The sequence below is a fragment of the Bradyrhizobium sp. CCGE-LA001 genome, from assembly GCF_000296215.2.
Lineage (GTDB): Bacteria > Pseudomonadota > Alphaproteobacteria > Rhizobiales > Xanthobacteraceae > Bradyrhizobium.
The window spans coordinates 2,475,719-2,495,354 of the sequence record NZ_CP013949.1; the positions used below are offsets into that span (position 1 = coordinate 2,475,719).

19 protein-coding genes are annotated in these 19,636 nt (G+C 63.7%); 10 read left to right on the top strand and 9 right to left on the bottom strand.

Going from position 1 to position 19,636, the window contains the following annotated elements; translation table 11 throughout:
- Window positions 1–43: 43 nt before the first annotated feature.
- The gene (locus BCCGELA001_RS11655) at window positions 44–2,569 is read right to left on the bottom strand and encodes a S8 family peptidase (protein ID WP_063921100.1); all 2,526 of its coding nucleotides are present in this window, start codon (window positions 2,567–2,569) and stop codon (window positions 44–46) included.
- Window positions 2,562–3,779, bottom strand: coding sequence for an AAA family ATPase (locus BCCGELA001_RS11660; RefSeq protein ID WP_008551200.1), 1,218 nt, complete (start codon window positions 3,777–3,779; stop codon window positions 2,562–2,564). The genes BCCGELA001_RS11655 and BCCGELA001_RS11660 overlap by 8 nt, the downstream gene beginning before the upstream one ends.
- 139 nt (window positions 3,780–3,918) lie before the next feature.
- Between BCCGELA001_RS11660 and BCCGELA001_RS11665 the strand changes: the two genes are divergently transcribed.
- A complete protein-coding gene (locus BCCGELA001_RS11665; RefSeq protein WP_060735348.1) occupies window positions 3,919–4,137 on the top strand; it encodes a hypothetical protein in 219 nt (72 codons plus the stop codon).
- A gap of 122 nt (window positions 4,138–4,259) precedes the next feature.
- Here the strand turns inward: BCCGELA001_RS11665 and BCCGELA001_RS11670 are convergent, their stop codons facing one another.
- The 5 genes from BCCGELA001_RS11670 to BCCGELA001_RS37905 form a co-directional block, all read right to left on the bottom strand.
- Window positions 4,260–5,534, bottom strand: a complete 1,275-nt coding sequence (locus BCCGELA001_RS11670; RefSeq protein WP_060735349.1) for a DUF2130 domain-containing protein — start codon at window positions 5,532–5,534, stop codon at window positions 4,260–4,262.
- Between the two features lie 140 nt (window positions 5,535–5,674).
- Window positions 5,675–7,246 carry an AAA family ATPase gene (locus tag BCCGELA001_RS35920; RefSeq protein ID WP_083543331.1) on the bottom strand — a complete coding sequence of 524 codons (1,572 nt, stop codon included), beginning with the start codon at window positions 7,244–7,246 and terminating at the stop codon, window positions 5,675–5,677.
- Window positions 7,243–7,806 (bottom strand): hypothetical protein, encoded by a 564-nt coding sequence (locus BCCGELA001_RS11680; protein WP_008551175.1) that lies wholly within the window; start codon window positions 7,804–7,806, stop codon window positions 7,243–7,245. The genes BCCGELA001_RS35920 and BCCGELA001_RS11680 overlap by 4 nt, the downstream gene beginning before the upstream one ends.
- Window positions 7,807–7,816: 10 nt before the next feature.
- Window positions 7,817–8,761, bottom strand: coding sequence for a hypothetical protein (locus BCCGELA001_RS11685; RefSeq protein WP_144441261.1), 945 nt, complete (start codon window positions 8,759–8,761; stop codon window positions 7,817–7,819).
- Window positions 8,762–9,013: 252 nt separating this feature from the next.
- The gene (locus BCCGELA001_RS37905; RefSeq protein WP_158511617.1) at window positions 9,014–9,178 is read right to left on the bottom strand and encodes a hypothetical protein; all 165 of its coding nucleotides are present in this window, start codon (window positions 9,176–9,178) and stop codon (window positions 9,014–9,016) included.
- 342 nt (window positions 9,179–9,520) lie between these two features.
- Here BCCGELA001_RS37905 and BCCGELA001_RS11695 point away from each other — a divergent pair, with 342 nt between their 5' ends.
- From BCCGELA001_RS11695 to BCCGELA001_RS11735, 9 genes are all read left to right on the top strand, one after another.
- Window positions 9,521–9,997, top strand: a complete 477-nt coding sequence (locus BCCGELA001_RS11695; protein ID WP_060735350.1) for a tannase/feruloyl esterase family alpha/beta hydrolase — start codon at window positions 9,521–9,523, stop codon at window positions 9,995–9,997.
- Between the two features lie 15 nt (window positions 9,998–10,012).
- A complete protein-coding gene (locus BCCGELA001_RS11700) occupies window positions 10,013–10,348 on the top strand; it encodes a tannase/feruloyl esterase family alpha/beta hydrolase (protein WP_060735351.1) in 336 nt (111 codons plus the stop codon).
- A gap of 356 nt (window positions 10,349–10,704) precedes the next feature.
- Window positions 10,705–11,964 carry an aromatic ring-hydroxylating oxygenase subunit alpha gene (locus tag BCCGELA001_RS11705; protein WP_008551169.1) on the top strand — a complete coding sequence of 420 codons (1,260 nt, stop codon included), beginning with the start codon at window positions 10,705–10,707 and terminating at the stop codon, window positions 11,962–11,964.
- Window positions 11,964–12,458, top strand: coding sequence for an aromatic-ring-hydroxylating dioxygenase subunit beta (locus tag BCCGELA001_RS11710; RefSeq protein WP_008551166.1), 495 nt, complete (start codon window positions 11,964–11,966; stop codon window positions 12,456–12,458). The genes BCCGELA001_RS11705 and BCCGELA001_RS11710 overlap by 1 nt, the downstream gene beginning before the upstream one ends.
- Window positions 12,459–12,473: 15 nt before the next feature.
- Window positions 12,474–13,268, top strand: coding sequence for an enoyl-CoA hydratase/isomerase family protein (locus BCCGELA001_RS11715; protein WP_008551163.1), 795 nt, complete (start codon window positions 12,474–12,476; stop codon window positions 13,266–13,268).
- Between the two features lie 3 nt (window positions 13,269–13,271).
- Window positions 13,272–14,024, top strand: coding sequence for an SDR family NAD(P)-dependent oxidoreductase (locus BCCGELA001_RS11720; protein WP_060735352.1), 753 nt, complete (start codon window positions 13,272–13,274; stop codon window positions 14,022–14,024).
- Window position 14,025: 1 nt separating this feature from the next.
- A complete protein-coding gene (locus BCCGELA001_RS11725; RefSeq protein WP_008551150.1) occupies window positions 14,026–14,961 on the top strand; it encodes an alpha/beta hydrolase in 936 nt (311 codons plus the stop codon).
- Window positions 14,962–14,966: 5 nt separating this feature from the next.
- On the top strand, window positions 14,967–16,151 hold the full coding sequence (locus BCCGELA001_RS11730) for an acyl-CoA dehydrogenase family protein (protein WP_236840857.1): 1,185 nt from the start codon (window positions 14,967–14,969) through the stop codon (window positions 16,149–16,151).
- 104 nt (window positions 16,152–16,255) lie between these two features.
- Window positions 16,256–17,365 carry an enoyl-CoA hydratase-related protein gene (locus tag BCCGELA001_RS11735; protein WP_236840858.1) on the top strand — a complete coding sequence of 370 codons (1,110 nt, stop codon included), beginning with the start codon at window positions 16,256–16,258 and terminating at the stop codon, window positions 17,363–17,365.
- 33 nt (window positions 17,366–17,398) lie between these two features.
- Here the strand turns inward: BCCGELA001_RS11735 and BCCGELA001_RS11740 are convergent, their stop codons facing one another.
- Together BCCGELA001_RS11740 and BCCGELA001_RS11745 are read right to left on the bottom strand one after the other, a co-directional pair.
- Window positions 17,399–18,556, bottom strand: coding sequence for an ABC transporter substrate-binding protein (locus tag BCCGELA001_RS11740; RefSeq protein WP_083543332.1), 1,158 nt, complete (start codon window positions 18,554–18,556; stop codon window positions 17,399–17,401).
- Window positions 18,557–18,589: 33 nt separating this feature from the next.
- Window positions 18,590–19,636, bottom strand: coding sequence for a branched-chain amino acid ABC transporter permease (locus tag BCCGELA001_RS11745; RefSeq protein ID WP_060735355.1), 1,047 nt, complete (start codon window positions 19,634–19,636; stop codon window positions 18,590–18,592).

Genomic DNA, 19,636 nt, shown 5'->3' on the forward strand with positions numbered 1-19,636 from the left:
CAAAGGGCTGGTCGGGCCAACAAGTCCCGTCGCATCGTGACGGCTATCTGCGGGCCCGCAGGCGTACCGCCGTGCGTATATCCTGCATATCAACGCGGCCCGCGAGCAGTGTCTGACGAAAGGTCTGGAAAATCGGCGCACTGTGTTCTTCGTCTTCGATGGTGAGGATCAACGAAAACGGGATACCCTCGGCTGGAAAGGTCGCTTCCGCCCGTACCACGCTTTCCACTTCAAGCCGCCATTCCGCCGAATTGCCAACCCCGCCGCTGAAATCCGCCGCGTAGCGCTTGGTCGGCCACCACTTCAGGCCATGATCGATGAGGCTGCGCTCGGGGATGGTCAGCTTGCCGGTGCGCGGCAGGAAAGCTTGAGAAATTTGGTCGTGATAGCTCGGCTTGCCGTCGCTCCGATCGACCGGCTGGCGCTGCCGAAGATGGGCGCTGAGATTCACCCGCACGAATTCGGACCCGAAGGCCTGGTTGATCGGCGCATCATAGACGAGCGTCATTTTGACGAGGCCCCGGCAGGCGCGCGTGGCGGCATCCACCAGCGCCGCAGGCCACTGGAAATCAAACCTGAGGATCGCGGGTTTCTGCTCGCCGGCGGTGAGTCGGCTTTCGAAGACCATGGTGATGGCATGGTCTTCCGTTTCCAGCATGGCAGTCGCCGAGGAAGGCCGGCCAAACCCGACGAACTGCCGGGCGACATCCCGCAGGCGGGGCGAGGCGAGCGGCGCGGGAAGCGTCGCGTTATGGATAAGAAAGGCCCGCAAGGTGCGGGGCGCCAGCCGTTCCCCGGTCGAAACGTCGAGCGCTGCAAGCGTCTTCGCAGCAAGCGGGGCCGCAAAGCTGGTGCCGCAGGTTTGCGCCTGATTGCCTTGCGGGTCGCACGAAATCAGATGCGTCGTGCCCGGTTGCGATGCGTCGCCTGTCCCGCCGAAATGCGCGACATCGGGTTTGACGCCAACCCGCAGACCGGGTCCGCGACGGGTGTAGGTGGTCGGCGCTTCCACGATCTGATTGGAGCCCGGAGGGTTGAGGGCGCCCACCGCAATCGTGCGCACGCTCTCGGACGGCATGAAGATCGTGTCGGGATTAGTTCTGGCCGCCAACGCCGCCAGCACCTGGTTTAACTTCGCAGGCCAGGGGCCGCGCCATTCGGCGCCCGACAGATTGCCGGCGGAGTTGACGATGAGAATGCCGAGCCGGTCCTGAATATCGTCGAGCCGCGCCGCATAGAGGCTGTAGGTATCGGCATCGACCGGCGCCACGACATTCAACGACATATTGAAAACCCGGACGCCGTGGCTGTCCCGGGCCTCAGTGAGCGCCGCTTCCAGCTCCTCCAGAAACGCTTCAAAGCCGCGCTGGCCATAGACGACGCCGAACGGTGCGCGCGGCATCAGCGGCACATCGACGATGTCGCAGCCGTCGGCCTCGACGGCCAGTTGCTGCGAATTCGCCGCCTGAGCGCCGATCAGCACGCCCGCAACAAGCGTGCCGTGGCCGGGATCGCAATCAGCTTCGTCGAGGAAATCATGACGATCCAACACCCACGCTCTTAGCGGACCGTCGATGCCGGTATCGATCACACCGACGCGCGGATAGCGGCCGTCGGCGACGCGTCGAATCGTCGGGAAGGGCAACGGACCTGCGGCGGCCTGCGCGTCGGTCGGCTGGATAAGGATCGGAAACCTGATGCGGCGGACCAGCGGATGGTCGGCCAGCCGCTGAAGGATATGTTCGTGACGGTTCACGTCGCGATCAAGGTGGGCCGACGTGATCACGCGTTCCTCTTCGCCGCGAACGATCCGACGGTCCTCGATCCGCGCCGGTTCGGACGCGTCGGTCAGGAGCATTTCAATCGTGGGCATGCCGCCGGGACTCGGCAGCAAGGTCGCAAGCAGACCGCGCCCGCCTTCGCGGAAAATAGTTTGCAGCGTCGCCAGCGAGCGCTGAAAACCCAAGGCGTCATGGTCGCCGCCATCGATCAAAGGCTGCGTCTCGAACAGTTCGACGATGTAGCCGCTTGCCGCGCGCGGATCTGAAAGCGCCGCCACGGCGGCATCCGCAGCGAAGGAGCGCTTGAGGTTAGACGGCGCCAGTTCAATGGTTTCGATGGCTCCGACCTCACAGCGATTGCGGCTGACGTAGTGGTAAGGACGCCCGGTTTCCCTAGAGATGCGCGTCTCGCCCTGGTCTTCCGCGAGAACGATGTGGCGCCGCAACCTCGCAAAATGAATCAGCGGCGCCCGGAAATAAAGTTCACCCGGCGCGCCGGCGCCGATGCAGGGAAACTGATCGGCCAGGAAGATCGCGCGATTGGGCCGGTATGATTTCGCGATCGCTTCGATGCGCATCCGGACCCGCAGATAGCACAGTGGCCCATACGGCCACCGGTCAACGTCGTTCTCGATCCTTTGCAGAGCGGCAAGGAGGCCGTCGCGATGCTTGACGAAAGCCGCATCGCGACCTTCGAAAAAATCCTTGTCATTGCCGCCGCGCTTCGGGTCGGGCGCCCGCAGAAACCTATCGTCATTGAGCACGATCTGGACGGGGTTATTAGGCATTGGCTACGCCCTCCCTCGGGGCTTCGCGCGCCGCATAATCCTGCGCGTAACGCGAAATCGTGCTTTGACTGACGCCTAGCATTTTCGCGACGCTTGCCTGCCGGATCGGCATGCCGGAATGGAGCAGCGCCCCGACAAAAGTCGCTTCGTCATTCACGAACATCGACGCCGCTGAGGTTTGGTTCTCGTCGATCGAAAGCCTTGGCACCAGAGCCTTCGCCGCCGCCAGAATCGCCGTCCCCGACACGTCTGAGCGACTGAGCGCCAAAATGCGTTTCAAAGCATCGGCAAAATTCTTGAGGAACGACCCCGACCGCGCGCCGACGATAAAAACAAGCGTTCGCACAACGTCCTCGTCAACGTCCAGCGGACGGAGGAACGCGTTCAGCATGGCGAAACGCGTGCGTTCGTCGGGTAGATCGATGCGGATATGATTTTCAAAGCGCCGCCACACGGCGGGGTCGAGCAGCGCATCGTGGTTGGTGATCGCGACCGTCAGCCCGGTTCCCGCCCGCGCGTCCAGGTTCTGAAGCAGCGTGTTGACCACGCGCTTGATTTCTCCCACTTCGTGGGGATCGTCGCGCATTTTGGCCAACGCGTCGAATTCGTCGAGCACCAGCATGCAGCGATAGCGATTGGCGAAAGTGAACAGGTTCGCGATGTTGCGCGCCGTCGTACCGAGGAACGAACTGACGAGGCCATCGATCCGGGCGTTGATGACGGGAAGGCGAAGCTGCGCCGCCAGCCAGAAAGCCGTCAGCGTCTTGCCCGTGCCTGGCGGACCATAGATCAGGCAAGATCGCGACGGCTCGACGCCCATCTCCCGCAGGGTTGTGACCTGCTTCCATTCGCCGAGCATCGCATCCAGCGCCATCGTCAGCGTCTCGCTGTAAATCGGCGCGGGACGCCCGGCGCCCGGATCGAGGATGACTTCGGCCAGCGGCACGCTGGTTTCGCGATCGGCCGGCGGATGGATATTGGCCGTGAGTTCGTCGCCCGTGACTAACAGGCGCGACACCTCCACGGCGCTCGGGGTGAGGCTATGCTCACTCGACACGCCTGCAAGCAGCCGATCCAAAGCCGCCGCGGCTTTTTCGTCGCCCCCGGTTCTTAGCCGGTCGCGAAGGCGTTCAACCTGCTTGCGAAAACGCGGATCGGTCCCTTCGAGGCCGATACGGCAAAGGGTCTGTATGACGGAGAAGTGCTCCATGGGCGCCTAACGAATCGCTCTACAATGGTGAAATATTCACCATTCTGAACCATTATGCACGATGGCAGGCCATTTATGCAATAGCAAAGGCGTTTGATCCGGACGGTGGGATTGGCCGCATACGGGTGGAACCCCTGCTGTGTTCCAGGGCAAAGGTTACGATTTCGTCGCTCGGGCTGCGCAGGATGTGTTTGGCTTCCGCCAGAAGGCCGCACAGTTCGGGCCGGGGCAGGCGCATCAGTTCGTTTCAGCGTCAGCACTCGCATTGTTTCCTCCATCGCTTTCCAGCCGCGCTGATCGCGGCCTTCTGGCGGAGGCCATTGCGACGAAGGAGGCGGGCGCATCGTCTGCGACCTGAACGAAGAGGAGGAGTGCCCCGCGCTTGCAGCCATGCAGCCGACGAACGGTGCGACAAGCCTCAAGAAGGACGGGGTAGGCGCCGGTTGGATAGGGGAAGAAGCATCATCGGCCAGTGGATGGCTACTCTGCTGCCTCGCCCTTCATCTCGATCATCAGCACATCAAGGCTCTCGATTTCTTGCATTGCCCGGCCGGCAATGCCCTGGAGGTCACCATAGAGGCCGGCGGTCGAATCGAGGACGCCGCGCAGCTGCTCCTCACGCTTAGCCCAGAGCCGCATCATCGTCTTGCGCTCGCGATCGAGGTCTTCCTGCATGTCCGTGAATCTCTCCACGATCGCGTCGATGCGGTGGCGGAAGCGGGGGCCTGTCAAATACGCGTACATCATCTCCATCTTGCTCTGCTGACCTTCCTGAGCCTGCCGACTGCCGGCGAGGTCGATGAGCCAGTGCCGGAGCACGATCGCCAAGGGAACGGCGAACCGGGGCTCCGCCACCCAGACGTTATCGACAAGGCCGAAGGTCTCAATATCCTTCGGAAGAGCGCTGGAGATGATGAGGGCCACTTCGGCTTTGGCCGCGCGCTGGTCGTTCCGGAGTTTGGTCAGCCAGTCGTCACTCCAACGTTTTGTGCGCTTCGACTCCCATAGGATCGTGCCGCAGGTTTGGCCGCCTGGACCGAACACGCGGTGCAGGACATCACCACCGAAGTCGCCTTTCGGTACGGGCTCAATCTGATCCCGTGGAAAATGATTGCGAAGCAGCGATTCCAATTCGAGCTCTAGGGCCTCCCCCTGCAACTGCTGGGAGCCTTGCTCGGCCCTGCGCCGGAGCTCTTCGATCTGCCGGTTCATGCCGGCGATCTGGGCCTCTTTTTCTGCGACCTTCGCCTTGAACGCGTCCTCGGCATCGAGCTTCGCCTTGTCGCGCACAGCAGCAAGTGCCTGCTGGACCTTCGTCTCGATCGTAAGCTCCACTTCCCGCCGGGCATCCTCGAGCTCGCGTTCCTTCCGGAGCATGTCCGCCTGGATCTTCTGCGCCGCCGCCAGCTTCTCGCTATTGGTCGCGAGCATTTGCTGCAAATCGGCCAACTGCTGGTCGCGTGCGCTAAGTTCATCCGCGATTGCGAGACGCGCTCTCTTGGCTTCCGCTTCGGCGATGCTGGAACGTTCCGCCTTCAGCTTCACCGCGACCTGCTCGTCGACGGACTCTCGAGCTTTTGCGATTTGCTCTTGCGCCTCTTTGAGCAGCGCTTCACGCCGACCAAATTCCGCTTCCTTGGCGGCGAGCTGGTGATCGAACCTACGACGCGTCTCGGCGATCAGCGGTGCTGCGAGTGATTCGGTGAGCTTGATCTGGGTGCGGCAGCTCGGGCAAACGATCTGGGGATCGGTCACGACGTCGGTCCTTTGATGATCGTGTGCAATACTACCGGGTGAGGGGGCGGCCTTTAAGCCCGGTGTGAGGGTTATCCCGCGCAATTGCGGTGGCCGCGGCAAGAGCGGCCTGGTCTTTTCCTGGATCCGTTCCGCCACGATCAGTTCCTCAATGCCCGGATGTCACGCTCACGCAGCACCGCCTCGACGGTTCGACGCAGGCGCCGCACGGAGCCGCCCGGCCAGTGCTTCGCGACAGCCTCCCGCTCGATGCCATCGAGCGAAGTGACCCAACTCTGGTCCAGGCCGCGCTCTCTTGCGAGGTCGGCGATCACGACAGGAAGCAAGGCGTCTAGATCGTTTCGATCTGGCTTCGGGAAAGTGACGATCCGAAAGCGGTCGCGGATTGGACTCGGTAGCGGATCGAGACTGTTGGCGGTGGCGACGTATGACACATGCGACAGGTCAAGATTGGTTTGCAAGGCCGGGTCTGGATACCGGCAATTGGTCTCCACTTCGAGAAAGCCGAGCAAGCTATCCCAGAGCCGACCATAATCCGACCGCGTTGCCGCCTTCTCGAGTTCGTCGATGAGAACGAGCGGATTTGCTATTCGACCTTGCGCGATTGCGAGAAACGGATGGCATGGTTCAGCGCTGTACCAGCGGCGGTCGGTCCCTCCGAAAGCCGCGCCGTCGGAACGACTGGCGTCCGTGCGCCAAACGGTGAGCCCGAGTACCTCGCCGAGTCGGCGCGCAAATCGGCTTTTGCCGCCGCCGGGATCACCTACGATCAGCAGCGGGCGCAGACGAACAGTGGTTCGTCCCACGAGATCGGCCAGCGCGAAATCAATGACGTCAACAGCATACGGGAACTCGAACATCAAAGCGTTGCGCGCGTCGTGCAGAGCCGGGGTCAGAACGAGCGGCAACGCGGTGTTGATGACGTTCTTGAGTGGGCCGATGATGTCCTTGAGCTTGCCGTTCTTCATCTCCTCCGGGGAAAGACGCGCGACCACGAGATGGTGTTCGGGAATGGTGTCTACGGCTGCCTCGGTCTGTTGCTCGGCGGTCGTGGCCCTGTCCTCGGCCTTCTGTGTATTCCTCCTTTCTTCCGCTTCCTTCAACTTGCGTCGAATTTCAGCCTTGGCTGCAACGATGCGATGCTCCGCCATGCGATATCCAAGCCTCTCGGCGTTCGAAGCTGCTGAGACCATCTCCGGCAGAACGTGGGTGCAAGCCGGCAGCGCGGCCCAACCGTAGGTGAACGCTTCGAGGTCGCTGCAGAGCTCCTCGTTGGCGTGCCTGGCACCTACGTGGAGCGCCTGGACGAGGGCTTTGCCGACCCTGCGGTGTAGCTCGAAGTATTGGTCAGTGGACGGTGTCGGCAAGCTCACAAGCCGAATGCTATCGGCAACACCTCTAAGCACCGGCTCGTTCTGAGCGGCAGCGAGGCGGTCAAGTTCATCGGCGAGTGCCAATGCGGCCTCAAGCGATCTGCTAGTGGCCCATGCAAGGTTATGTGGCAACTGTGGGCAGAGTTCGGCGACTTCCGCGATGAGCCGCTCCGCAATATGATCGGATCCGTCGATGATGAGTTTTGCGTAGCGCAGAAGCCGGGGCAGACCCTTCAGGCGCTCATCAGAATCGGCCGAGTCGGCAGCGGCGCCGGTCGAGACCGCATCTTCTGGCGCTGGGAGATCGAAGTCGTCGCCATTATCGCTCGTGGTGCTCATGCTCTGTCCTCCGCGTGATCGTTCCTGTCGCGGAAACAGGACCGTCGGCGTGCGCGGAATCCGCGGCGGGAAGGACCCCGGGCAAGACGCGTGTACCAGGAGACCGACAACTCGGCTGCGAGGGGATAGTTGAGTTCAACGCGATGAAGGATATTCGCGAGGACCACAGTTGACGTCGCGTCGCCTCTAAGGGCGCATTGCAGCAGCGCCGTCATGGTGATGTCGACAGTAAGCGTCACCTCATCGAAGGGCAGCAGCGAGAGCGCTGCTCCGATGGCGGCGGCGGTGTCACCACGCACCGCCGCAGGAAGCTTGCCATCGCGATCGAACATGCTGATCCTGCCGAGCGTGTCGATCACCAGCAGGTGCTCAGCGTCGTGCAGGAGATCTGAGGGCAGGGTCCGCCACCACGCCAGCGGCGAGATATCCTGAGCATTGGAAGGCCACCCAGAGGTGGACAGCCAGATGCTCTTCCGGGCCAAATCAGCAGCGTCGCCAGTCAGGACGGCCAGATCCTGGTGCCGGGGCTCGCGCGCCGGCATTTCTATCTTTTTCAGCATGATTGGCTCCTCAGTCGGCGATCAAGATCGGCTTCGGATAACGGCGATTGACCCACACACCGCTGTTGACGTGGGCCCCGGTCAGGACCTTCCCTGCGATTGCGGCCGAGGGGAAGCAGACGGCTACGCGGAGACGCCCCCGGTCCTGGATGCCGGGGATAGGCGAGAGTGCGTCGGCTGCAGCAAGCTCGGCGCGGCGGGTGTGTAGGATCGGGTTGACGCTCTGGTTGACGAGGCTACGCACTTCCGAGCCGGCCGTCACCACGAAGCCGTCGCGGACTGGGTAGCCCCGGGCCCAGAGGTCGCAATAGTCGAGTTCAAGCTCATTGCCCAGCGGCGGCAAATCCATCACGTCGATTTGCATCGGTCGGTTGTCATCTGCCGCCATTGCCATGTCGGTTTCGCTCGGTTCCTGCTTGCGGCGCTGGCTTGCGAAGTTACTGCGGAGCACCCGGCATCCCGCGTCGAACAGAAGGCGCTCAGCGTGCTCGACGACGTGATCGAGCGAAGCACGCTTATGATTGGGAAGTTCCAGCACCTGCGGGCGCATCCCCATCATGATGTCGACCAGACCGGCCTGCAGGGCGCTGTGTGTCAGGCGGTACTGCAGGTAGATGGCGGTCGTCTTGTCGAACCAGGCGCTCAGGTAACCCGAGATGACGTAGACTTCGCGGGCGAAGGCTTTTGACGCATCGCCAGAATGCTCGCCGAGCCTGCGGCCAGCATTGCCGGTCTCGCCGATGTAGGCGGTCCCGTGATCCGCGAGGATGTAACAGGCAGCGACAGCGCCGAGAGTTGGCGAGATGTCTTTGACCATCGCGAACGGGAAGGCCGAGACGGTGAGGCGGCTGACATCGTCGTGGACCTCGCGAAGGCCGGCGATACCGCCCATCGGGCGGTGAACATTGCTGCTGCAGGCGGGCTGCATGGTTGTGTCGTTAAAGAACAGGGACATTGTATCTCTCTCTGGGTTGAGAGATCACGAGGCCAACGTCGTTAGACCAGAACCGAAGTTTGAAGCGTCACGCCTTCGCAGCGAATCATCGCAATGAAGGGTGTTTGGCATCATCGGCTCTTCGATTTGCGCCTTTCAGCTGCGGTGAGAGCAGATGCACTACATCTGCAAGCTCGGCCGGACCGTGGGACGGAAACCGATCAGTCCATGTGGCGCATCTGCGTCACACGACGTCGGGCCTTGCGATCTGGCTTAGCCGTTGAACAGCTGGGTGATGAGGGCGGTCGGGTCGGTCGTTGTGGCCACCGGATTGCCGGTGGAGGAACAGCCGAAGTCGGTCAAATTAGACCGAGCTTGAAACGCCAGAGAGGGGTGGGGCAGTAGTGCCGAATCGGCGATATAGTCGCGCTTAGCCATGATCGATTTCCTTAGAATCGGTTGTGGTCAGGCTGTCGTTCGGTGTTACAGCACCGGGCGGCAGCCGCTTCGCGTTTTGCGAAGCTCCCCAAATATGCGGATGTATGTGCCGAGATTCCAGTCTCTCCGCAATGAGATGGTTAATGGGCGTCAATATCTGGCACTATTTGTCGCTTGCCACTCCGGTCGCGACGAGCGCGATTAGATCGCGACCAATCCGTGCCCAACGAAACGTGGTCAGCGTTGGTCCTCGAGCCGCTGACTCTTAATCAGCGGGTCCCAGGTTCGAGCCCTGGTGCGCCCACCAAATCAACCGGCAGCAGCAATGATGCCGCGACCTGCATGAACGTCAGCGAGGCGAGGGCGCTCGGCAAGAGCTGGTATGGCGCGACGCGTGACGGCAGCGTCGATACAGCACAGACCCGCGACCCTCTGAGCGGAAAGTCGCTTGGCAATGCTCGGCTCTGGTGGACGTTCACGCGCGGCACCGCGATCACCAGCGTGATCAAAAGCGCATCCACGGACAGTCTGGCGCTGGCCTTGCAGGACGTGCGCTATGCCGCGGATGCCAGCGCGACCTCGTCGATCCCGATCGCGAACGGCTCCACCAGCGTCCGGAACAAATGGCTCGAACTGGACTATGCCGGCGTTGCCGATGCCGTCGACAAGAACGTGGCGCTGCAGCCGACGCTGTTCGCGGGTCTCGCCACCGACAAGGCCGATCTTGCCAAGCTGCGCGACCTCGGCCGCAAGGTGATCGTCTGGAGCGGGCTGGCAGACGACGCCATTCCGCCGGCCGGCAACGTCAATTATCACTAGCGGGCCGTGGCGGCGATGGGCGGCGATGCCGAGGTGCATAAATTCATGCGCATGTACCTGTTGCCCGGCGTCGCGCATCCCTCTCAGGGACGCGCTTATGCGGCTGGGGGCCGCAACGATGCGGTGCCGTTGCCGAAACTGCCCGGCAATGCCAACCAGAAGCCCACGCGCGAGCAGGATCAGTTCTTCTCCGCGCTCACGGACTGGGTCGAGAAGGGCGTGGCGCCGGAGGAGATCATGCTGGTGTCGCGCGATAACACCGTGAGCTATCCGGCGTGTATCTATCCGCTGATGACCACGTGGAACGGCAGCGGGCCGGCAACGCAGCCTTCAAGCTTCGGCTGCCGCTAGGGCCTGCAGGGAACTGCCACGGCAACTCCGGCGCTGGTCTAGTGCCGGACAGCTTGCCGTCGCCGACCCCGCGGAATGACAGCCGATCGGCGTCCCGAGATTGCTCCGTCACTCCATGACGCGCGGTCCTCCAGCCAAGTGCTGATCGGTCTTCCATCTGATCGGCTCTCGCGAGCGGCTTTGCTCCGGCTGCCGGCAGCGGCCATTGATATTCGGCTCTGATCGACGGGCCCCGGGAACCGGAGGCCCCAGCCGGGGCAACGGCGCCAGGACCCGCATTCGGGCTTGCCGCGCGACGGCAGCTTTGCTAATAGTTAAACGGTCAGTCGGATTATTATTCGGACGAGGGCCAGACGATGAACGTCGTGCGACGGATGGTGCAATGGAACGAGCTGATCCACCCCGATCGGGTCCATGGCTCGCTCTACACCGACCGTTCCATCTTCGAGGCGGAGCTGCAGAACATCTGGTACCGGACCTGGGTCTATGTTGGCCACGAAAGCGAGGTCCCGAAGGCCAACGACTACGTCGTCAAGTCGATCGGCCCCCAATCCGTGATTATGACGCGCGACGAGCAGGGCAAGGTGAACCTGCTGCTCAACCGCTGTTCCCATCGCGGCAACCAGGTTTGCTCCTATGAGCGCGGCAATGCGCGGTCCTTTACCTGTCCGTTCCACTCATGGACGTTCGCCAATGACGGCCGCCTGGTCGGCTATGCCTTCCCCGACGGCTACGAGGGACAGGACAGGATGGAGCTCGCGCTCGGCCGGGTGACGCGCGTCGAATCCTACCGCGGCTTCGTCTTCGGCTCCTTCGCCGCCGATGGGCCAACGCTTAAGGAGCATCTCGGAGGCGCCGCCGAGACCATCGACCGCCTGGTACGCACCTCGCCGGAGGGCGAGGTCCAGATCACGGCGGGCTTCCTCAAGCATCGCGTGAAGGCGAACTGGAAGTTCATCCTTGAGAACGAGTGCGACGGCTACCATCCGGCGTTCGTTCACACCTCGATCTTCGGGGTCGCCGACAGCATGATCGGCAAGCTCTATGGCGGGGCCTCGACCGCGTTGACCCGCGACTACGGCAACGGCCACACGGAAATCGACCTGCGGCCTGAATTCCGCAAGCGTGACCTGCCGATGAGCTGGTTCGGCACCAGTGAAGAGCGCTTGCCCGACTACGCGGCGCGCATGAAAGCGGCTTATGGCGATACGGCCGCGCGCGAGATCATGATTGACGGTACGCCGCACGTGATGATCTTCCCGAACCTGTTCATTGCCGAAATCCAGATGTTCGTCATTCAGCCGCTCGGTGTCGACGACAGCGTGCAGCACGTCACTGCGCTGCAGTTCAAGGGAGCGCCCGACCTCAACCGCCGCCTGCGCCAGCAGACCATGGGCTCCGTCGGCCCGGCCGGCTTCCTGCTCGCCGACGATTCCGAGATGTACGAGCGCTGCCATCGCGGCGTGCTGGCGCGCAATCCGGAATGGGTCTTTCTCGGCCGCGGCGAAAAGCGCGAGCGCCGGGACGAGCTCGGCTTCAGGATCGGCCACGTCACGGACGAGGTGCCGTCGCGCGGCATCTGGGCCCACTATCGCAAGCTGATGGAGACCGCCTGATGCTGTCGCGCGAGAGCAGCGCCACGCTGATGAGCGCCGTGACCGCCTTCCTGAATCGCGAGGCGCGCTTGCAGGACGAGCATCAGTACGAAGCCTGGGAAAGGCTCTGGACCGATGACGGCGTCTACTGGGTGCCGGCCAACGGCGCCAATATCGATCCGGAGCGGGAGATGTCCATCATCTACGACAACCGCTCGCGGATAGCCCTGCGCGTGCGCCAGCTCATGACAGGCAAGCATTTCACCCAGACGCCGCAATCGAATTTGCGCCGGCTCGTCTCCAACATCGAGCTGATGGACGAGCAGCCGGGCGGCGACATTGCGGTGGCCAGCAACAGCCTGATCTTCGAATCGAGCCTGCGCGACGACACGCTGTGGGCCGCTCGCAACGAGTACCGGCTGCGCCATGTCGATGGCGATCTGCGCATGGCTTACAAGAAGGTGGTGCTCGTCAACAACGACAAGGCGATCTACACGCTGTCATTCCTGGTCTAGGAAAGGTCTCGCGCCATGATCGACAAGGGACCTGTTCTGCTCGACATCGACGGCGGCATCGCGCGCCTGCGTCTCAACCGGCCCGATGCCGCTAACGGGATGAGCGTCGAGCTTCTCGACGCGCTCTGCGATGCCATCATGGCGTGTCACGGCCACCCCGATCTGCGCGTGGTGCTGCTGAGCGGCGAGGGCGCGAACTTCTGCGCCGGTGGCGACGTGCGCGCCTTTGCATCCAAGGGCGAGAAATTGCCGGACTACATCCGCCAGGCGACGGCCTATCTGCAGAATGCAGTCACCGGTTTGTTGCGGCTCGAAGCGCCCGTCATTGCTTCGGTGCACGGCTTTGCGGCGGGCGGCGGCGGGTTCGGCCTCGTCTGCGCCTCCGACATCGTCATCGCGGCCGAGTCGGCCAGGTTTCTTGCGGGGGCGACGCGGGTGGCGATGGCGCCGGATGCGGGCGTCTCCGTCACGCTGTCCCGCCTGGTGGGCCTGCGGCGCGCGATGTCGATCCTTCTCACCAATCCGGTGATCCCCGCGGCCGAGGCGCTACACATGGGAATCGTCACCAAGGTCGTTCCTGACGGCGAACTCGGTGAGGCCTCGCTGGCGCTGGCGCGCGAGCTCGCGGCCGGCGCACCCAAGGCGCTTGCTGCGACCAAGCGCCTGGTCTGGGTCGGCACCGGGACGAGTATCGAGCAATGCCTGTCGGAGGAGGCGCGCACCGTCTCGGAACTGTCGGGCATGGCCGACGCGCGCGAGGGCCTTGCCGCGGTCATCGAGCGGCGCAAGCCCGTCTTCACGGGACGCTGAAGCGTGGCCGATACGCTTCCATTCGGACGTCTGGACGGCCGGCGCACCTTCGTGTCGGGCGGCGCGCGCGGCATTGGCGCCGCGATTGCAAAGAGCTTCGTCGGCGCGGGCGCCAATGTCGTGATTGCCGATCTCGACATGGCTCAGGCTTCCGAAACAGCGCAGCAGATCGGCGCCGTGGCGGTTCGTCTCGACGTCAGCGATGCGGGCGCGGTGCAGGCGGCGATGGCGCAGCACGGGCCGTTCGACATTCTCGTCAACAATGCCGGGATCGACCAGCACGCCTTCTTCACCGAGACCACGCCGCAGGACTGGGCGAAGCTGATCGCGGTCAATCTCACATCCGTTCTGGCCTGCACCCAGGCCGTCCTGCCGGCGATGCAGGCCGCAAGGCACGGCCGCATCATCAACATCACATCCGAAGCCGCCCGGCTCGGCTCCAGGGGCGGGGCCGTTTACTCCGCCGCCAAGGGCGGGGTCATCGCCTTCACCAGGAGCATGGCGCGAGAGAACGCGCGTTATGGTATCACGGCGAACGCGATCGCGCCCGGCCCGATCCGCACGCCAATGCTGGAGCAGGCGGTCGCCCGCGGTGGCGACAAGATCCTTCGCGCGATGACCGACGCAACCTTGCTGGGCCGGCTCGGCGAGCCGGATGAGGTTGCAGCAGCCGCGCTGTTCCTCGCCTCCGATCAGGCCGCTTACATCACGGGTGAGACGCTCGGCGTGTCCGGCGGCATGGGGATCGGCGGCTGAGATGAAGGATGCGGCCAGCGATATTGCGGTGACCCCCGTGGATCGTGCGGTCGAGCGGCTGCAGTCGATCTACCGCAAATGGACGCGCGATACGGGCGTCGAGCAGATGCGCGGCGATTGGGATGAAGCGTTCGCGGGTTGCTCCGTGCCGGTGGCCTGCCGTCAGGTCTCCGCCGGCGGTGTCGAGGGCGAGTGGATCCTGTCTCCCGCCGCGCCGCAGGAGAAAGCCATTCTCTATCTCCATGGCGGCGGCTTCCGTATCGGCTCGATTGCCTCGCACCGCGATCTGATCGCGCGCATCGGTCATGCCTGTGGCTGCCGCGTCCTGGCGATCAACTACCGCCTGGCACCCGAGCATCGCTATCCAGCCGCGCTGGACGATGCGCTGGCCGCCTATCGATACCTGCTCGACCAGGGTTTGCAGCCGGCTGACATCGCGCTCGCGGGAGACTCTGCCGGCGGCAACCTCGCGCTCGGCGCCATGCTGGCGTTGCGTGATCGCGGCGAGACCGTGCCGGCTGCCGCCGTGCTGATGTCACCCTGGACCGATCTCGCCGCGACAGGTGCAAGCTACGAAAGCCGCGCGAAGGCCGATCCGATCCATCAGCGCGCGATGATCCTCGCGCTCGCGAAAAACTATCTGGGCCGGGATGGCGATCCGCATCATCCGCTGGCCTCGCCGCTCTACGCCGACTTGTCCGGCTTGCCGCCGCTTCTGATCCAGGTCGGCGACCGCGAGACGGTGCGCGACGATTCGACCGAATTCGTTGCCAAGGCCAGGGCTGCCGCCGTCAACGTCGAGCTGCAAGTCTTTGATGGCATGATCCACGTGTTCCAGATGTTCTCGGAAATCCCGGAGACTGGTGAAGCGGTCGCGGCGCTTGCAAAATTCCTGCGCGGACATCTTCAAATCGATGATGGGAGGGCGGCACAATGAACGTCATGACTTCAAGTTCCCGCCAGCCTGCTGAAGCTGAATTTCAATTCTCGGAGCAGCCCAATCTGCCCGAGGAGCTTCGCATGCTGCGCGAGCAGGTACGCCGTTTCGTCGAGAAGGAGGTGGTGCCGCATGGCGAGGCCTGGGAGCGCGACGGCAAGATCCCGCGCGAGATATTTCGCCGCATGGGCGCGCTCGGATTCCTCGGCATGCGCCACGCGCCCGAGTATGGCGGCACCGACATGGGTCCGCTGGCCTCGATGGTGTTCGCTGAGGAGCTGGGGCGCTCGAGTTTCGGCGGGTTTACGTCGTCGACCCTGGTGCACACCGACATGTCGGCGGTGCACATCTCGCTGCGCGGCACGCCGGAGCAGAAGCAGAAATATTTGCCGCCGATCATCCGCGGCGAGACCATCTGCTCGATCGCAGTAACCGAGCCGGATGCCGGCTCGGACGTTGCGGGCCTGAAGACCCGCGCAACCCGCGATGGCGGCGGCTGGGTGATCAACGGCTCCAAGATGTTCATCACCAACGCGGTCTATGGCGACATCCTGATCGTCGCGGCCCGTACCGATCCGCATGCAAAAGGCAGCCGTGGTCTTTCGCTGTTCATCGTCGAGCGCAATTTGCCCGGCATCGCCGTGACCAAGCTCGACAAGCATGGCTGGCTCTGCTCGGACACCGCCGAAATCGCTTTCCAGGACGTCCGTGTACCGGCCAGTGCCCTGCTCGGAGAGGAGAACAAAGGCTTCTACGGCATCATGGAGACGTTCCAGAACGAGCGCATCTGCATCGGCGGCATCTGCGCCGGGGAATCCGCCAAGGCGATCGAGCTGACGGCAAACTACGTGAAGACACGGCAGGCATTCGGCGGACCTCTCTGGAACCAGCAGGCCGTGCGGCTGAAGCTCGCCCAGCTCGCGGCCAAGGCCGCCGCGGCGCGCCAGCTTGCCTATCACGCCGCCGAGCTCGCCGCGGCCGGGCAGCCCTGCTTGCGCGAGGTGTCGATGGTCAAGGCGCTGTCGCCCGAGGTGCTGCACGAAGTCGTGCACGGCTGTCTGCAGTTGCACGGCGGCAGCGGCTTCATGCGCGGCACGCCGATCGAGCGGATGGTTCGGGACGCGCGGGTCCTGACCATCGGCGGCGGCGCCACCGAGGTCATGCTGGAAGAAGTCGCGAAGCGGATGTAGCCGGACCCTTCGGACGGGGGAGCACGAGCATGCAGAACACGCGTTCCGACACCGCGCGGGCGCTCTACGCGGCACTGGCGTTCGGAAACAGGGAGCAGCTCGAGATGCTGCTCCATCCGGATTTCGTCGGCGAGATCGCCGAGGGAATGCCCTTCGGCATCGGCGGCCGGCACGAGGGCCCATCCGCGATGCGCCGCAACGGGTGGGGAGCGATCGGCCGGCGTTTTGCGGCACGAGCGGAGCCGGAGCGCTTTCTCGAGGTCGGAGAGACATGCCTGCTCGTGACGGGCCGGTATCGTGGCGAGGGCAGGCATGGAGGAGCCTGTCTCGATGCCTCCTTCGCGCACCTCATCACGTTCGAGGGTGAGCGCATCACGCGCCTCGAGCAATATACCGATACGGCCCGCTGGCATGACGCCGCGAGCCCGTTCAAGACCATCCTCCTCGATATCGCGGATGGCGTCGCGACGCTTCGGCTGAATCGTCCCGACAAGGGCAATGCCATCAACGAAGAGATGGCCGCGGATCTCGAAGAAGCTTCGGTGCGAATTGCCGGAGCCCCGGCCTTGCGTGCCGTCTTGATTGCAGGGAACGGGCCGAATTTTACCATGGGAGGCGACGTCACTCTCTTCGCCGGCACGCCGTCGGCCGAACTGCCGGGCAGGCTTCGTCGCATGATCGACGGTTATCATCGCGCCATCGATCGCTTGACCAGCATCGATGCGCCTGTCGTTGCCGCGGTGCGCGGCGCGGCGGCCGGAGGCGGACTGGGCCTCCTTTACATCTCAGACATCGTGGTCGCATCCGCCGAGGCTCGCTTTGCGCTCGGATATGGCGCGCTGGGTCTGACGTCCGACGGCGGCAACACCTGGTTCCTGCCGCGGATGGTCGGGATGCGGCGGGCGCAGGAACTGTTCCTGCTGAATCGCCGCTTGTCGGCGCAAGAAGCCCTGGAATTCGGCCTGGTCTCCCGCCTGGTGCCGGACGATGCGGTGGAAGCGGAAGCGACTGCCGTTGCCCGCGACCTGGCGGCGGGGCCGACGCGGGCCTTCGGGGCCATGCGGCGCATGCTTCGGCAGTCCTTTGAGACGAGCCTCGGCGCTCAACTCGAAGCCGAAATGCAATCCATCGTCGGCGCGAGCCGCTCCGACGATGCGATCGAGGGCATCGCCGCCTTCGCAGCCAGGCGTCCGCCCGTCTTTAAAGGCGGATGACCGGGCGCAGCCCCGGCCATCCGCCTGACGTCGTCACTTCACGGGCTTGAAGCTGACCGTCGCGGTGTCGGCCTGCATGATCTGCAGCTTCTGGTTCGAGAAGCGGACGCCGGGTCCGAAGCTGATCGGCGCCATCACGCCGGTCTCGACATTCTTGGTCTTCTCCAGCTCGCTGATCGTACAGGCCCAGGTCGGCTGCTTGCCGCAACGCTCGATCGCCGCGATCAGGACCTTGGCGGCGGCATAGCCGCTCATCGTGTAGCGGTTGATCCCCTTGAACTCGGCTTCCGACACGAGCGGCTTTGCCTTCTCGAGGAAGGCCTTGCCGGCTTCGCCGGCAAAAGGCTCCACATAGTCCACCGCGAAGATGCCGTCGCCGGCCGGTCCCATCAGCTTGAGCACCGGCTCGACGCGACCGGGCCAGAAGATGCCGGTCACCGGCTTGACGTTGAGCTTTTCGAGTTCCTTCATCATCGCGATATTCTCCGCGATAATACCGCCGGCCAGAAAGACTTCGGCGCCGGATTCCTTCAGTTGGAGCATGTCGGACGAGAAATCCTGCTGGCCCTTCTTGTAATTGCCGCTGTAGACGACGTTCAGCTTCTTCGACTTGACCACGGAATCAAAGCCATCGCGCACCGTGATGCCGTAGTCGTCGTCCTGCGTGATGAGGCCCCATTTCTTGCCGGGGTTCTTCTCCGCGAGGTAGTTGACGAGATGGATGATCCCTTCCTCGTAGGACTGACCGACCACGAACACGTTCTTGCGCGGCGGCTCCCAAAGCAGCTTGACCGGCGCGACGTCGATCACCGTTGGGATGCCCGCCTTCTCCAGCACGGGCATCACGGCGATCGACTGGCCGGAGCCGGACATGCCGAGCATGGCAAAGACCTTGTCGACCTCGATCACCTTCTTGGCGCCCTGGATGGTGCGCGCGGTGACGTAGCCGTCATCCTCCAGCACGTACTTGATCTTGCGGCCGTTGATGCCGCCGGCATTGTTGGCTTCCGCGATCGCGATCTTGTGGCCGATCGAGGCGGCGACGCCGAGGAGCGCCGGTGGACCGGTGAGCGGTTCGACGTCGCCGATCAGGATCTCCGTGTCGGTGATACCGGGATCGGCGGCCAGCGCGCCGCCGGCGAGCAGCGTTGCCGCGAGCAACAGGGATGCAGTCCTTGGATGATTTCTCATGTCTCTGTCCTCCCTCCAAATTGGTCTTTGTGTTCAGTAGCGCAGTGGCCAGTTCACCCAGGCGCGGCGGATGTCGTGCCAGGCACCGACTAGGCCGCGCGGCTGAAACCGAAGGAACAGGATGATGACGAGGCCGTAGAGCATGCTCTTCAGCTCCTGCGCCCCAGTCGTGAACACCGCGTCGAGCTGCGCGCTGAATAAACTGAAGACGAGCCGCGTCGCCTCGGGAAGCAGCACGATCAGAACGGTCCCGAGCACGGCGCCGAGCGCCGAGCCGAGGCCGCCGACGATCAGGATCGCCAGGGCCTCGATCGATAGCAGGAACGGAAAGCCTTCGACGCTGACGAAGGACAGGTAGATGCCGTAAAGGGCGCCGGCGAGGCCGGTAATGAAGGCCGAGGTGACGAAGGCGAGCAGCTTGTAGGCATGCAGGTTGATACCCATGACGCGGGCCGCGGTGTCGTTGTCGCGGATCGCGACGAACGCCCGGCCGACCCGGCTGCGCCGAATGTTGAGCGTGGCAAGCAGGGTCAGCATGGCGACGCCAAGGCAAAGGTAGGTGAAGGCCGCGTCGCTCTCGAAGCTGATGCCGAGCATCTCCGGCCGCTGCACGGAGATGCCGCGCGCGCCATTCGTGAGCCAGCGCATCTCCAGGATCACTGTGTTGATGATAAACGAGAAGGCGAGCGTCGTGATCGCGAGGTAAAGGCCCTTGAGGCGCAGCGACGGCGCACCGACGACCAGGCTCGCCAGCGCCGGAACGAGCCCCGCGCCGAGGAAGCCGACCAACGGCGGCATATGATATTTCGACACTAGGATGGCATAGGCATAGGCGCCGGTGACGAGAAAGCCGACGTGGCCCAGTGAGATCAACCCGGTGTAACCGGTCAGGATGTTGAGGCCGAGCGCGCCGGTCACCGTGATCAGGATGATCATCAGGAACGACAGCGCGTAGGCGTTCAGCAGGTAGGGCGCGGCGATCAGCGCCAGCATCAGCACCGCCGACCACAGCCAGACCGGGGGTGAATCGATCAGTGCGACAAGTTCGCCATAGGTCTGCTTGTAGTCGCCGGTGCGCAT